This window comes from Bdellovibrio sp. SBM16 (genome assembly GCF_056175625.1).
Genome location: NZ_JBJKJG010000006.1, coordinates 273,687 through 288,244 on the forward strand (window position 1 = coordinate 273,687; position 14,558 = coordinate 288,244).

Here is a 14,558-nt window from a genome sequence, read left to right on the forward strand (position 1 = left end):
TCCGTCTGGATTCTAAATCTTGCGGCGGAGTTAGGCTTACATGAACAACATCAAGCTTCAGACAAAATTCTTATCTTCTAGTTTATTTCTTTCAATTTTTGCGCTGTTAGGCGTGGGTTTGGTGCAGGTCTATAGCTCAAGCTATATCTTTGCGATCGAATCCTACGGCGATGGCCTTTATTTTTTTAAACGTCAGGCGCTGTTCACAGTTTTAGGTATTTTGGCGTTAGTGTTCGCGGTGCAAGTTCCGTTTGAAAAAATCCGCAAGTACGGCTGGGCCGTTTGGGTTGTGGCAGCGCTATTGGTTTTTGCCACTTTTATCCCGGGGCTGGGAGTGCGTGTAGGTGGCGCCTTACGCTGGTTGCAGCTACCGTTTGGCTTTCGTTTTGAACCGTCAGAGTTATTGAAAATCGGTTTTAGTTTTTTAGTCGCAAGCATCGTGTGCAAACACCAGAACTCGCTTCGCCAGGTTAAATGGGGTTGGATCGGCTTAATGCTGGTGCTTCCGGTGTTAGCGTTATTAAAGCAGCCTGACTTCGGAAGTTTTGCGATTATTCTGGCGGTCGGGGTAGCGTTACTTTTTACCTTCGGTCTTGCGCTTAAATATTTTATCGGTTTTGGTTTGGCCGCAATCCCGATGTTTTACTTTTTAGTCTGGAATGTCGGTTACCGTAAAGCGCGTGTCTTAGCGTTTTTGGATCCGTGGTCAGATCCGGCAAAAAAAGGTTTTCAGGTTATTCAATCGATGCTTTCAATTCACTCCGGCGGTTTAACCGGCGAGGGCCTGGGCCAGAGCCAGGGAAAATTATTTTTCTTACCAGAGGCGCACACTGATTTTACCATGGCGATCTTAGGTGAAGAAATGGGCTTCATCGGTATCTGTGCCGTGCTGTTGTTATTTGGCTTTGTGGTGTTCCGCGGTTTCCGTATTGCCATCAAAACCGAAGATTTATTTAAAAAAACTTTAGCGTTAGGCTTAACGATCACTTTTGCCTTATCGGTTTTTATCAACATGGGTGTGGTGATGGGTTTACTTCCGACTAAAGGGTTAACGATGCCATTTTTAAGTTACGGCGGTAGTTCATTAGTGATTATCTGTTTAATGTTCGGCATTTTACTTAATATCGAGACTTCTGAAAATTACCGTTAAGGATAGTATGTCAGCGCAAAGAAATAAAATTATCATCGCAGGCGGCGGAACCGGTGGGCATATTTACCCAGCGATTTCGATTGCCGAAGCCATCTTAAAAAAAGATGCGCAGGCAGATATTTTATTCGTCGGAACTGCTCAAGGCATGGAATCTAAAATTATTCCTAAAGCCGGTTACCAGCTAAAACTGATCCAGAGCGGAAAGTTAAACATGAAGGGTCAGATTTTAAATAAAATTAAAACTATGCTTAAGATTCCGTTTGGCGTATTACAGTCGTTCTGGATTATTTTAACCCATCGTCCGCAGTTTGTTTTAGGGGTTGGCGGATACGCATCGGCGCCAATGTTGCTGGCGGCCATGTTGTGCGGGCGTAAAGCCGCACTATGGGAAGCCAACGCCCATCCTGGAATGGCGAATCGTCTATTATCGAAGTTTATCGCAAAAGCGTATTTGGTTTTTGCCGAAGCCCAAAAGGGCATGGCCTCAAAGAATATACAGGTACTGGGCATGCCCTTACGGGCTGAGATCGAACGTATCTGCGAGTCTTCAGAGCGTAAAAGCAGCCCGGTTTTTACCATCGTGTGCACCGGGGGCAGTCAAGGCAGTATGTTTTTAAATGACCAGCTAAGTGATCTGATTCTGGCAAATCCTGAGTGGCACAGTAAAATTAAAGTTTATCATCAGACCGGCGTCTTAGATTTTCAGCGTATTAAAAATAAATACGGCAGTCTCGCCTGTGTTGAAGTGATGGATTATATTTATGATATGCCTAGGTACTACCAGCAAGCCGATGTGCATTTTTGCCGCGGCGGCGCCGGTACGGTTTCAGAGACTGCGGCTTTTGGTGTTGTGCCCGTGGTTGTGCCTCTGCCTGCGGCGGATAATCACCAGCAGCATAATGCCGAAGCACTGGTGCGGGCAAATGCAGGATTTATGCTGCTGCAAAAAACTTTTGATCCTGCTCAGTTTAAAAAAATTATTTCTGATCTGATGAATAATCCAGAATTAAAAAATAAAATGTCACAAAATCTGAAACAAATGGCTCCGTTAAAAGCTTCGCATAAAATTGCTTCAGATATTTTAGAAAGTATTAAGTCATGAAAATAGAACAAGCCAAGTTTCACTTTATCGGTATCGGCGGAATCGGCATGTGCGGATTAGCCGAGCTGCTGCATAACTCGGGCGCTGTGGTATCAGGCTCTGATGCCGGCGAGAATGCCAACACTGAACGTTTGAAAAGTTTGGGTGTGAAAGTGTACAAAGGCCATCAGGCTGAAAACTTAGCCGATGTTGATGTGGTGGTTTATTCAAGTGCTATCCCGTTCACCAATCCTGAAATCCGCGAAGCCAGGGCGCGATCAATCCCGTTAATTCCGCGTGCTGAAGCGTTGGCTGAAATCATGCGGATCCGCCGCGGTATTGCGGTAGCCGGAACCCACGGTAAAACCACAACCACCAGTATGTGTTCGTCAATTTTCTTAGAGGCAGGCCAAAGCCCAACGATTGTGGTCGGTGGCCGTTTTGAGCGCATCAAATCAACAGCGATCCTGGGTAAAGGCGAGTGGCTGATTGCCGAAGCCGATGAATCCGACGGAAGTTTTAATAAACTCTCTCCCGAAATTTCGATTATTACCAATATCGATTCAGACCACATGGATCACTACAAAACTTTCGAAAACCTCAAAAAAGCGTTTTTAGAATTTGCTTACCGCGTACCGTTTTACGGAACTGTGATTGTGTACGGTGATGATCCGATAACACGCCAGATCTTTGAAGGGTTTAATAAAAAGATTTTATTCTACGGCTTTAACGAAAATAACGATTACGTCTTAAAAGGCGAAAAAGGCAATTATTCACTTTCTCGCGCCGGTAAGGTCTTAGGTAATTTTAAAATCCAGTTGCCGGGTTTACATAATGCCCTTAACGCCACCGCAGCCATTGTTGCCGGTATGGCGACCGGAATTGATTTTGAATCCTGTGCCAAAGGTATCGCCCAGTTTGAAGGTGTCGATCGCCGCTTTCATTTTAAAGGCGAAGCTCACGGGATAAAAGTATACGACGACTACGGTCATCATCCGACCGAAGTGCGTGCCACCCTGCAGGCGTTCAAAGAAAAGTTCGATAAAAATAGACTTGTTGTTTATTTTCAGCCGCACCGCTATTCGCGCACCCAACATTGCTGGCAGGATTTTAAAACCTGCTTTATGCAAACCGATGTATTGTTTTTAGGTGATGTGTACGCGGCCGGTGAGGCGCCGATTCCGGGAATCACTTCAGAAAAACTTATTGAAGAGATGAACCAGCCAAACACGTTTCATGCGCCTAAGGCTGAACAGCTACAGTTAATTCTTAAAAACTTACGTGATGGCGATGTGTTTTTAACTCTGGGTGCCGGCGATGGCTGGAAATTAGGTTTAGATGTCCTTGAAAATCTCGCAAAACGTTAATCTAGCGGAGTACACCTCGTGGCTTGTCGGCGGCAATGCAGATAACTTCTGTTTGCCGGAGACACTTGATGATCTTAAAGAAGCGGTTTCATTTGCAACCAGCCACAGTATGCCAATCACCATCTTGGGTGGTGGTACCAATGTGTTGGTCTCAGATAGCGGTATCGCAGGTTTAACCATCTGTCTGCGCCGGTTTTCAAAAATTTCGACTTTTGAAAAAGACGGCAAGCTTTATATCGAAGCTTTTTCAGGTACAGCCAAGTCAGAGTTATTAAAAACGTTTTTAAAACAAAAATTAGCGCCGGCGCTGTTTTTAGCAGGCCTGCCTGGGGATGTCGGTGGCGGCGTGGTGATGAATGCCGGTGTGGCCGAAGCTTTTGTACCACGTGAGTTTATGGATTTTGTCGACTGGGTCGAAGTTTTAACCTTAGATCTGCAGACTATCCGCTTTAATAAAAACCAGCTAACCGTTGAATACCGTCACACCGACGGCTGGCAGCCGCACATCATCGTGAACGTCGGTATGAGCTGGCCTCTTGAGACCGATCCGACAATTCTTGAAAAAGTGCGCGAAGCCAACAAATCCCGGCTAAGCAAACAGCCGCTGGATATGCCAAGCTGCGGTTCGGTGTTCAAAAACCCTGAGGGGCATAAAGCTGCACAATTAATCGATAGCACCGGACTTAAAGGTTTTCGCGTCGGTGATGCACAGGTATCGCTCAAGCATGCCAACTTCATCGTGAATTTGGAAAAAGCCACGGCTGAAAATATCTGGGCTGTAATCACCCATGTGCAAAAGACCGTGGAAAAAGAAAAGGGCGTAAAGCTCACCACGGAAGTCGTTCGCCTGGGGCGATGGTAAAACCAAGTGACGCGGGTTTTAATCGCGTCATTTGGTTATAGTGCCTAAACTCTACCGGTAATTTGTCTCACCTCGGGACAGAATAAACATAATTTTTTTATAATTTTACCCCAACTTCCTCAACGTTGGTCTAGTTCACTCCGATAAATATCTTACAAACAAAATGCGAACTCTAAAGGAGCTTGTTCTATGAAGTCGAACTATACGTTCAAACATCTCGATTATTCTGAATCATTAGTAAAATACACAAACGAGAAGTTGGACGAAATCGGTAAATTCCTGTTAAAGGAAGGGCGTTGCACAGTTTATTACTGGAAAGATCACCATGAATTCCACTGTGAGGTTTCAATTAACTCGAAACAGAAGTTTTTCAAAGCACACGGTACAGCTACGGATATTTACGTGGCCGTAGATCTGATGATCGACCGTATGGAAAGACAATTTCTGAAAGTAAAAGAGATCTATCAGGATCATAAGAAATTTGACCTGTCTAAAGAAGGTCGCATGCGTGATGTAAACGATCAAATGGAGTACCAGCCGCGCGGTCGTAAAGCCGCATAATGCGGTTCTAATTTAAGAAAACCAAAACCCACAGCCCCGGTCGGTTATAAACGATCGGGGCTTTTTTTTGTTTCGCTTTGAGATATTTGGTGCCCTTATTCACACAACATAATTATTGGGATGATACAGTGGTCTGAAATTTTGTTTGCACGACCTAAGACCGAGTATTCTGTAATCAGGTTGCAGACTGATCTGCACCAGAGAAGAATGAAGTTATATACACAAGGAGTGTAAAATGAAAAATTTAATTTTAGCTTTATCAGTAGTGTTGGTTTCAACTGTTGCTAATGCCGGCGGTTTCGTTGAACCGTATATTGGCTACGCGACAAATAAAACAGAAGGCACATTTGCCGCTGGTGTTCCATTGGTTGGCGGTGCATCTTTTGATACAGAGTCAAAGGGCCCTGTCTATGGCTTACGTGCAGGTTACAAGTTTATCCTGCCGTGGGTTGCTTTAGAGGCGTCGCAGTTTAAAGGAAAAGATGACAATGATCCATCAAATGATGTGACCGGTACTGATATCGGTGCAACTGTTGGCTTAAGTTTACCAATTGTGCGCCCTTATGCCGGATATGTTTTTTCATCTAAATCAAAGGTTGGCGATACTGAATATGAAGGTACAGCTATGAAATTAGGTGTTGGCTTTGGTTTTTTACCATTAGTGCATCTGAATATCGAAATGGTTGATACTAAGTTTAAAGAAGTTGATGGTCAGGATATAGATCTGTTTTTCTCAGATTTTAAATCTAGAACAACAGTATTTACTGTAAGCTATGTATTCTAAAAAAAAATTGTTTTAAAATAAAAAAAGCCAGGTTTAACCACCTGGCTTTTTTTATTTCTGCAGGTTAAAGCAAAAATCTATTTAAACGAACAAGTTAACGTGCGCTCATCGCCGGCAATATACTCAGTAAACGTCGCGCGCGCCTCATTGCGTGCTATTTTTTCGATTTTTACGATTTGATAGCTGTCATCGAAATCCTGCTTAATCGAAATGCCGTTAGCGGTTTCGCTGATACGAAACTTAATGTCATTTACATACTCAGCAAAGATAAGCTCCTGCGCATATTCATCGGATTCAGATTGCATCGCCACTTTTTCTTTTTCTGTTTCGGTGCTGATTGTTAATGCGCACTTCTTGCCATCAAGGGTTAGGCCGTTTTGAATGCCCTCCGGTAAACCACCTTCACGTAGAATCTGCATTAATTCAGCTTTATCAACAAACTTGTCTGAAGCTGCGTCTGAGGCCAACGCCACCGAGCTAACCAGAGTTAAACCTACGGTAATCGTTTTAAGCGCTAAAGTTAGTGTTTTCATTTAAGGAACTCCTTAAGATTGAGTTTATTAGGTCAGGGTTTAAATTGCTGCTAAGATACTACGCAGTAAGGCTTTTGGGGGGATTATTTGAATGGCTTGAAGAAAAGTTAATAATGTCTAAAGCTTAGACATTGATTCCTCTCTAAAAATGCAGTAATTTTCACTGGTTAAAAACACGAGTAAAAACAAGGATAAACATGAAAAATTATATTTTTACCAGCGAGTCAGTTTCTGAAGGTCACCCGGATAAAATGGCGGATCAAATCAGTGATTCAATTCTTGATGCGATCTTGGCTCAAGACCCTAAAGGCCGTGTTGCCTGCGAGACCATGTTAACAACAGGTTTAGTTGTTGTTGGCGGTGAGATCACAACGTCTGCAAAAATTAATTTTTCAGAAATCGCGCGCGATGCCGTTCGCCGTATCGGTTATGATCATTCAGATAAAGGTTTCGATTACAAAACTTGCGCCGTGATGGTAGCCGTTGGTCAACAATCTCCAGACATCGCTCAAGGTGTGAAAGAAACTGGTGCGGATGAGCAAGGTGCCGGCGACCAGGGTTTAATGTTCGGTTATGCAACGAACGAAACGCCATCGTTCATGCCGTTATCACTTTCGTTATCACATGCTTTAGTAAAAGATTTAGCAGCGCTTCGTAAAGCAGGTCGCGTTAACTGGTTACGCCCAGATGCTAAATCACAAGTGTCGGTTCAATACGAAAACGGTATTGCAAAGCGCATTGATACTATCGTGTTATCAACTCAGCACGCTGACAGCGTTAGCAACGCTGAAATCAAATCTTTTATCATGGAAGAGCTGGTTAAAACTTCAATCCCTTCAAAATGGATTGATAACAACACTAAGTTCCACATCAACCCAACTGGCCGTTTCGTAACGGGTGGACCAATGGGTGATGCAGGTCTGACCGGCCGTAAAATCATCGTAGATACCTACGGTGGTCACGGAGCCCACGGTGGTGGTGCATTCTCTGGTAAAGATCCTTCTAAAGTTGACCGTTCAGCGGCATATGCTGCTCGTCACGTAGCTAAAAATATCGTGGCTGCCGGTCTAGCAGAAAAATGTTTAGTTCAAATCTCTTACGCGATTGGTGTGGCTGAGCCGGTTTCTATTGCGGTTAATGACTACGGCACTTCTAAAATCGGTGCAGAAAAATTAGCTGAGATCGTGAAGAAGAACTGGGATTTACGCCCGGCACGTATCGTAAAAGAATTTGATCTGTTACGCCCAATCTATGTTCCGACAGCTTCTTACGGTCACTTCGGCCGCGAAGAAAACTTAGATAAAGGTTTCTTCCCATGGGAGAAATTAAATAAAGTAGAACAGTTAAAAGAAGCAGCTAAGTAATCGAGCCGGAGGCTTTCGTGGCTACAGATCCAAAGTTTATCAGAAATTTCTCGATCATCGCGCATATCGACCACGGTAAGTCTACCCTGGCCGATGCGTTGTTATCTTATACGGGTTCTTTATCTGAGCGCGAATCAAAAGCACAGTTTCTTGATAACATGGAACTTGAGCGCGAGCGTGGTATCACGATCAAAGCTCAGACTGTTTGTCTAAAATACCGTTCGCAAAAAGACGGCGAGATGTATCAGATTAACTTAATCGATACACCGGGCCATGTGGATTTCTCTTACGAAGTTTCGCGCTCGCTTGCAGCTTGTGAAGGTGCGATCCTAGTTGTTGATGCCGCTCAAGGTGTTGAGGCGCAAACGTTAGCGAACGTCTACTTAGCTTTAGAAAATAACTTAGAAATTATTCCGGTATTAAATAAAGTTGATCTTCCGACCGCTGATCCAGAAGGTGTACGCAAACAAATCGAAGACTCGGTGGGTTTAGACTGTACCGGGATCGTGCATGCATCAGCTAAAGAAAAAATCGGCATTCAAGAAATCTTAGAAGCCATTGTTGAAAAAGTTCCGCCACCAAAGGCTGATCGCACAATTACGCCGCGTGCGCTTATTTTTGACTCTTGGTTTGATGCCTATCAAGGTGTTGTGGTTTTAGTGCGTGTGGTCGACGGCACAATTAAAAAAGGTGACCGCATTAAGTTCATGGCGACAGACCGTGATTACGAAGTTCTTCGCATGGGTAAGTACACGCCATTCCCAGATCCGGTTGAAGAATTGGCTGCGGGTGAAGTGGGTTTCATTATCTGCGGTATCAAAGATATTCGTGATGTCAAAGTAGGTGATACGGTAACCGCTGCGAAAAACGGTGCGGCTGAACCATTACCAGGTTTTTCACAAATTAAACCGATGGTTTTCGCTGGTATCTTCCCGGTGGTGGCTTCTGAGTACCAAAACTTAAAAGATGCTTTAGATAAATTAATTCTCAATGACTCATCGTTGACTTACGAAGTGGAAAAATCACTAGCTTTAGGTTTCGGTTACCGCTGCGGTTTCTTAGGTCTTCTTCATATGGAGATCGTACAAGAGCGTTTAGAGCGCGAATTTAATTTAAACCTTATTACAACGGCGCCGACGGTTGTTTATCGTATTACGAAAAACGACGGTACTGTTTTAATGTTAGAAAATCCATCAGGCATGCCTGATGAAACACAAATTGCGAAAATGGAAGAGCCGTACGTCAAAGTCACTCTGCACACGCCCACCGATTATATCGGAAGTTTAATTAAACTTTGCGAAGATAAACGTGGTACGCAATTAAAAATGGATTACATCACCGATAAAAAAGTGATCATCGAGTACAAGCTTCCGATGAATGAAATGGTGATGGATTTCTATGACCGTTTAAAATCAATCACTAAGGGTTACGCTTCATTAGAGTATGAATTTATGGATTTTGAAGAAGCTGACTTAGTTAAGATGGATATCTTAATTAACGGTGAACCGGTCGATGCCTTATCGTTAATTCTTCACAAGTCTAAGGCTGTCAATAAAGGCCGTATTCTGTGCGAAAAGATGAAAGAGCTTATCCCGCGACAACAATACCAAGTGGCGATCCAGGCTGCTATCGGGGCCAAAATCATTGCGCGTGAAACTTTAGGCGCGTTAAAGAAAGACGTTACCGCGAAATGTTACGGTGGTGACATCTCTCGTAAGCGTAAGCTTCTAGAACGCCAAAAAGAAGGTAAAAAACGCATGAAGCAGATCGGAACAGTCGATGTGCCGCAGGAAGCGTTCTTGGCGATTCTTAAGGTTGAAGACTAATTTTCAAGCGAACTGACCATCCTTGGCAGAACTTCTGACGGCGTCGTGCCGTCAGACCAAGGGAATCTATTGCCTTTTCCCTAATTGAGGACAATCATAATTAGGAAAAGAGCATTTTATGGGATTATTCGGAAAAAAGACTGAAAAAAAAGAAGAAGCACCAAAGTATAACGGTTGGGATTTTACCAACAAGTTATTTTGGACCGAAGGTTGGGGCTCAATGGCTCTGGCGATTCTGGCTGCTTTAACCATTCGCTGGTTATTATTAGAAGCTTACGTGATCCCATCAGGTTCAATGCTTCCGACCTTGTTAGTGAATGATCATATTTTCGTAAACAAGATCACCTACGGTATCCGGGTTCCGTTCAGCGAACAGTGGTTAACTAAGTTTCGCGAGCCAGAGCGTGGTGAGATCGTGGTTTTTAAATATCCGGTTGAACCAGGCACATTTTTTATTAAGCGTATTGTGGGTCTTTCGGGCGATCGTATTAAGTTTGATAACGGCGCTTTGTATATCAACGGCGAATTGCAGGAAAAAGTCGTGCCTAAATCCACGTGGAACTTTGACTGGCTTCGTGAAGAAGATTTCTTAAATTCTGAAGGCATGTTCAAAGATTCAAAATCGAACTACATCCACTTTTTCGAAGAGCTAAACGACGGCAAAGGTGGCAAAGTAGAACACTCAATTCTGATGAAGAAATCGCAAGTAATGGGTTTTTCTGGCGATGGTGAGTGGGTGGTGCCTGAAGACAGTTTATTTGTGATGGGTGATAACCGTTACAACTCACATGACTCACGCTTCTGGGGCTATATGCCAAAGAAAAACATCCTCGGCCGTGCGAGCTTTGTGTGGTTAAGCTGTGATGAAATGGTTCCGTTTATACCGGTCATTTGTAACCCGCTGACGATCCGTTGGCGCAGATTTTTCCATAATGTCTCTCATTAGACCTAAAAAGGGAAAACAGGGCCGCTGGCCCAATGCGCTCCTGTTGTTCTTTCTTCCGCTGATTTTGTTTTTTTCCTTCCGCTGGCTGGTGCTGGAAACTTTCGTGATTCCATCCGAGAGTATGGTGCCAAATCTGTTTGTTCACGATCATATAATTGTGCAAAAATACGTCTACGGTATTAAACCGGTAATGGGTGACGGCTGGCTGATCAAATGGGCTGAGCCTAAGCGCGGCGATGTGGTGGTATTTCGTTATCCGGAAAACCGCGATGTGTTTTTTATCAAACGTTTAGTCGGGCTTCCGGGCGATAGCATCGAAATCAACGGCATGAATGTAAAAGTTAACGGCGAATTATTAGAATTAAACCCGGTGGCGCAACCGCCTACCGAGATCTCGTTTCGCGTGGCTTACCAGCCGCCGGCCGAATATTATTCCGAAAAATTAGGGGATAAATCTTACTTTGTGCGCTTTGAAGGTGATGCAGTTACCGGGGCAGACTTGGGTGCCAAGACCTTTACGGTTGCGCCCGGCAGTTATTTTGTGATGGGTGATAACCGTTACAACTCCCAGGATTCTCGTGTTTGGGGAAATTTACCCAGGGATCTTCTGGTCGGACGGGCCCGTTTTGTCTGGTTTAGCTGCGATAAAATGTTAGAAGCGGCTCCGTATATTTGTGACCCGTTAAGCTTGCGTCTGGAGCGTTTTTTCAAGACAATAAATTAGATGAATAAAAAAATGTCGACCTTTTCATGGATTATCGGAGCTATTGTATTAGCCATCTTTTTAAGGGTGGTTTTTATCGGCGTTTTTAAAGTTCCGACGATCACAATGGCCCCGACACTGCTTGCCGGTGATTTTATTATTTCCAACAAATTGGCCTACGGGATCAAAGAAAAACAACCTGAGCGCGGCGATGTCATCGTCTTTACCCGCACAGAAAAACTGGGACAGTACTTTATTAAGCGGGTGGTGGCCGTGCCGGGCGATAGACTGGCTATCGTCGGCGGCGAATTGGCGATCAACGGAGAAAAATGCACCTACACATCGGTGCAAAAAATCGAAAATTTCGAGATTTTCAGCGAAACTTGTTTAAATTCATCCCGCCAGATTCTACGGGCACTGACGGGCGAGCTAAAAACCCAGGATCTGGCTGAAGTGACACTTAAATCCGGTGAATTTTTCGTTTTAGGCGACAATCGCGACGCGAGCGAAGACTCTAGAGACTGGGGGCCAATCGGCTCTGATCAAGTTTCTGGCAAGGCCCAGCTGATCTGGCTTTCGGTGGCTTCAACGCAAGATTCCATTTCACAAGAAAAAGGGCTTAGATTCAGTCGTTTTTTGACAAAGATAAAATAAAATTGTTATCGTAAATTTCAATGTCTACGAGCCCGCAAAACAACATTTACCGCTCTGTCATTGACCTTAAGTCAGCAACAAAATCCGAAATTTATTCTCTTTTTGAATCAGCCATGAAGTTAAAACGCGACTTCACAGGGCAAAGAGATATTGCGCAACGTGGAATTGCAGCCCTGTTATTTTTCGAGCCAAGCACGCGCACAAGGTTTAGTTTTGAAGCTGCCTGCGCCAGATCCGGCGTACACCCACTCGTCCTAAGTGGCGCAGCAGGGACAAGTCTAGAAAAAGATGAAACCTTAGAAGATACAATTTTAAACATAGAGGCTATGAAGCCTCTTTTTTTTGTGATCAGGGCGCCGGATGCCTTAAATATGTGGGAGATGGCCGAAAAAATCCACACGCCGATTATTAATGCCGGTTGGGGTATGCAAGGTCATCCGACCCAGGCTCTTTTAGATATGTTGACCGTGTTCGAGAAATTCAAAACTCTCGAAGGCAAAAAAGTTTTATTCGTCGGCGATATCAAGCATTCCCGTGTAGTCAGTTCACACTTGGAGCTGTCGCGTATTCTGGGCTATCAGATCGGTTATGCCTGTCCAGCAAGCTTTTTACCGAATTCGGTCGACCGTGAGGTCAACTATTTCAGCCAATTAAAAGAAGGTTTGCAGTGGGCCGATGCGGTTGTCGCCCTTCGTGTTCAGAAAGAACGTCACGGTCATGTTAATGGGGGAGCGAAGTTTTCGGTTGAAGATTACCGCGCGCACTTTAGTATTAACAATGCAACGTTGGAGCATCTGAATACTGACAGCATAATTATGCATCCAGGGCCGATCAATTATGGGATTGAATTGGAAAAAGAAGTGCTGCAAGATCCACGTTCGCAGATATTACAATTAGTAGAAAACGGAGCCTTCGTGCGCGAAGCGCTTATTCGTCAAGTGTTACAGAGGATTTCATAATGCTAAAAAAATATTTAGTTTTAGAAGATGGTCAGGTGTTTGCCGGCGAAGCGCTACCAGCACAAACAGAATTCCCTGAAACTGCAGGCGAAGTGGTGTTTAACACTTCTCACTCAGGTTACGAAGAAATCGCGACGGATCCGTCGTACATGAATCAGATCATCGTAATGACTGCGCCGATGCAGGGTAACTATGGCATTGATGATCAGGTCTGGGAATCAAAACAAATCTGGATCAAAGGTTTTATTTGTTTACAAATGCAATTCAGCAAAGCGAATTCAGCCTGGGCGCAACGCCTGATGGAAAACAAAGTTCCAATCATGACAGAAGTGGATACCCGCAAACTGGTTTTGGAATTACGCAACCAAGGAACTCCATGGGGAGCCGTGGTTCAGGCCGCCAATGAAACTTCAGCCCGCGATAAAGCCAAAGCACTAATTGCTAAAGCCAAGCAAGTTGATGGCGACTGGGTTTGGGAGGCTTCCAGAAAAGAAACCCAAGAGATCGTCGGCGACAACGCCCATGGTCCTCGTGTGGCAGTTTTGGATTTCGGAGCTAAAGAAAATATCCTGCGTGAACTAAAAAAACGCTGCAGCCACCTAAAAGTATTTCCATCGCGTGCTGAGGCAAAAGCCATTGAGGCTTATAAACCAGATGGTCTTATGTTGACCAACGGCCCCGGTGACCCTGCAGAAGTTAAACAGGCTCCGGATACGATCCGTCACTTTTTAGGAAAGTTGCCAGTGTTCGGCATCTGCATGGGGCACCAGGTGTTATCAATCGCCTTAGGTGCAAAAACTTACAAACTAAAATTTGGTCACCGTGGTGCCAATCATCCGATCCAGGACCGCATTTTAGATATGATCTACATGTCGAGCCAAAATCACGGATACGCCGTAGACTCAACGACACTTCCCGAAAGTGCACAGGTTACCCATAGAAATCTAAACGACCAAACCGTGGCAGGATTCTTCTCAGAAAAGCTGAACTGCTTAGGTATTCAATATCACCCAGAAAGTCATCCAGGGCCGCATGATGCAGTTAAGCTGTTTGATTTCTTCGTTTATAAAATGATCCAGAAAAAGGAAAAGCCGAATCATGCTCACCATTGATCAATTTGAAAATTCATACTTAAAATTAGTAGGCCATTTTGCATCGGCCAAATTTCAGGACGAGCTGAACATGGCCCGTAAAGAGTTCTTTGAAAATGCCGGAACACTTGATGAAAACAAACCTAACTACACTTTAAGAATGAATCAGTTTTATGACTGGTACTTTTTAACCCGTCCGTTAAAAGGCCATATGCAGACGCCGTTAATGGTTGTCGATATCCAGCGTGAACTGCGTTTAACCGAAGAAGATATGCAGGTGATCGAGATCTTAAAAAAGGCCCGTCACTCATTATTCGAGCTGCTTAAAGTTAAAAAAGATGAAATCACGCTTAAAGATCTGTTCAAGAACGAAAAAATCACTGTCAATGCTGAACAGCATGTTTTTGAGTTTGATGAGAAAGAGTTCTTTGAAGCCCGTATTGTTGAACTTGGCGGAAAAAAATATTTCTTAAAAGGTTTTTGTTTTCATCCGGAATCTGCACAAAAGTTTATTTTGTCTGAAGTGAAAGTGTACCAAAAGAATCCGGATTTAGATCCGGCAGATTTTATGCTTCGTCTGGTAAAAATGCGTTACAAGTTTGAACAGTACCGCCACGTAAAGCCAGATATGATTTACACGAACGAAAACAAGTTGGGATTATAATCGGCGGACTGCC

The 14,558-nt window shown here is 44.0% G+C and carries 15 protein-coding genes; 14 read left to right on the plus strand and 1 reads right to left on the minus strand.

Going from position 1 to position 14,558, the window contains the following annotated elements; all coding sequences use genetic code 11:
- The first annotated feature begins 40 nt into the window (after positions 1–40).
- The 6 genes from ftsW to AC04MM_RS08075 all read left to right on the plus strand — a co-directional run bounded on the left by ftsW (position 41) and on the right by AC04MM_RS08075 (position 5,805).
- Complete coding sequence (gene ftsW, locus AC04MM_RS08050) at positions 41–1,150, plus strand: putative lipid II flippase FtsW (protein ID WP_475379831.1); 1,110 nt, start codon at positions 41–43, stop codon at positions 1,148–1,150.
- A 7-nt stretch (positions 1,151–1,157) separates the two neighbouring features.
- A complete protein-coding gene (gene murG / locus AC04MM_RS08055) occupies positions 1,158–2,252 on the plus strand; it encodes an undecaprenyldiphospho-muramoylpentapeptide beta-N-acetylglucosaminyltransferase (protein ID WP_475379832.1) in 1,095 nt (364 codons plus the stop codon).
- The gene (gene murC / locus AC04MM_RS08060; RefSeq protein ID WP_475379833.1) at positions 2,249–3,598 is read left to right on the plus strand and encodes a UDP-N-acetylmuramate--L-alanine ligase; all 1,350 of its coding nucleotides are present in this window, start codon (positions 2,249–2,251) and stop codon (positions 3,596–3,598) included. The genes murG and murC overlap by 4 nt, the downstream gene beginning before the upstream one ends.
- Complete coding sequence (murB, locus tag AC04MM_RS08065) at positions 3,570–4,460, plus strand: UDP-N-acetylmuramate dehydrogenase (RefSeq protein ID WP_475379834.1); 891 nt, start codon at positions 3,570–3,572, stop codon at positions 4,458–4,460. Before murC ends, murB begins: the two co-directional genes overlap by 29 nt.
- 189 nt (positions 4,461–4,649) lie before the next feature.
- Entirely contained in the window at positions 4,650–5,021 is a 372-nt protein-coding gene (gene hpf, locus AC04MM_RS08070) for a ribosome hibernation-promoting factor, HPF/YfiA family (protein WP_475379835.1), read from the plus strand.
- 235 nt (positions 5,022–5,256) lie between these two features.
- Complete coding sequence (locus AC04MM_RS08075) at positions 5,257–5,805, plus strand: hypothetical protein (protein ID WP_475379836.1); 549 nt, start codon at positions 5,257–5,259, stop codon at positions 5,803–5,805.
- 77 nt (positions 5,806–5,882) lie between these two features.
- Here the strand turns inward: AC04MM_RS08075 and AC04MM_RS08080 are convergent, their stop codons facing one another.
- On the minus strand, positions 5,883–6,338 hold the full coding sequence (locus tag AC04MM_RS08080; protein WP_475379837.1) for a hypothetical protein: 456 nt from the start codon (positions 6,336–6,338) through the stop codon (positions 5,883–5,885).
- A gap of 197 nt (positions 6,339–6,535) precedes the next feature.
- Between AC04MM_RS08080 and metK the strand changes: the two genes are divergently transcribed.
- The 8 genes from metK (at position 6,536) to AC04MM_RS08120 (ending at position 14,545) form a co-directional block, all read left to right on the plus strand.
- Positions 6,536–7,702: a methionine adenosyltransferase gene (gene metK / locus AC04MM_RS08085; protein ID WP_475379838.1), complete on the plus strand. Its 1,167-nt coding sequence runs from the start codon at positions 6,536–6,538 to the stop codon at positions 7,700–7,702.
- Positions 7,703–7,719: 17 nt separating this feature from the next.
- Entirely contained in the window at positions 7,720–9,528 is a 1,809-nt protein-coding gene (lepA, locus tag AC04MM_RS08090) for a translation elongation factor 4 (protein WP_475379839.1), read from the plus strand.
- A gap of 118 nt (positions 9,529–9,646) precedes the next feature.
- Positions 9,647–10,474 carry a signal peptidase I gene (gene lepB / locus AC04MM_RS08095; protein WP_475379840.1) on the plus strand — a complete coding sequence of 276 codons (828 nt, stop codon included), beginning with the start codon at positions 9,647–9,649 and terminating at the stop codon, positions 10,472–10,474.
- Complete coding sequence (lepB, locus tag AC04MM_RS08100) at positions 10,461–11,198, plus strand: signal peptidase I (protein ID WP_475379841.1); 738 nt, start codon at positions 10,461–10,463, stop codon at positions 11,196–11,198. The genes lepB (AC04MM_RS08095) and lepB (AC04MM_RS08100) overlap by 14 nt, the downstream gene beginning before the upstream one ends.
- Positions 11,199–11,831, plus strand: a complete 633-nt coding sequence (gene lepB, locus AC04MM_RS08105) for a signal peptidase I (RefSeq protein ID WP_475379842.1) — start codon at positions 11,199–11,201, stop codon at positions 11,829–11,831.
- Positions 11,832–11,851: 20 nt separating this feature from the next.
- On the plus strand, positions 11,852–12,790 hold the full coding sequence (locus AC04MM_RS08110) for an aspartate carbamoyltransferase catalytic subunit (RefSeq protein WP_475379843.1): 939 nt from the start codon (positions 11,852–11,854) through the stop codon (positions 12,788–12,790).
- Complete coding sequence (gene carA, locus AC04MM_RS08115; protein WP_475379844.1) at positions 12,790–13,902, plus strand: glutamine-hydrolyzing carbamoyl-phosphate synthase small subunit; 1,113 nt, start codon at positions 12,790–12,792, stop codon at positions 13,900–13,902. The genes AC04MM_RS08110 and carA overlap by 1 nt, the downstream gene beginning before the upstream one ends.
- Complete coding sequence (locus tag AC04MM_RS08120) at positions 13,889–14,545, plus strand: DUF7986 domain-containing protein (protein ID WP_475379845.1); 657 nt, start codon at positions 13,889–13,891, stop codon at positions 14,543–14,545. Before carA ends, AC04MM_RS08120 begins: the two co-directional genes overlap by 14 nt.
- Positions 14,546–14,558 lie beyond the last annotated feature (13 nt).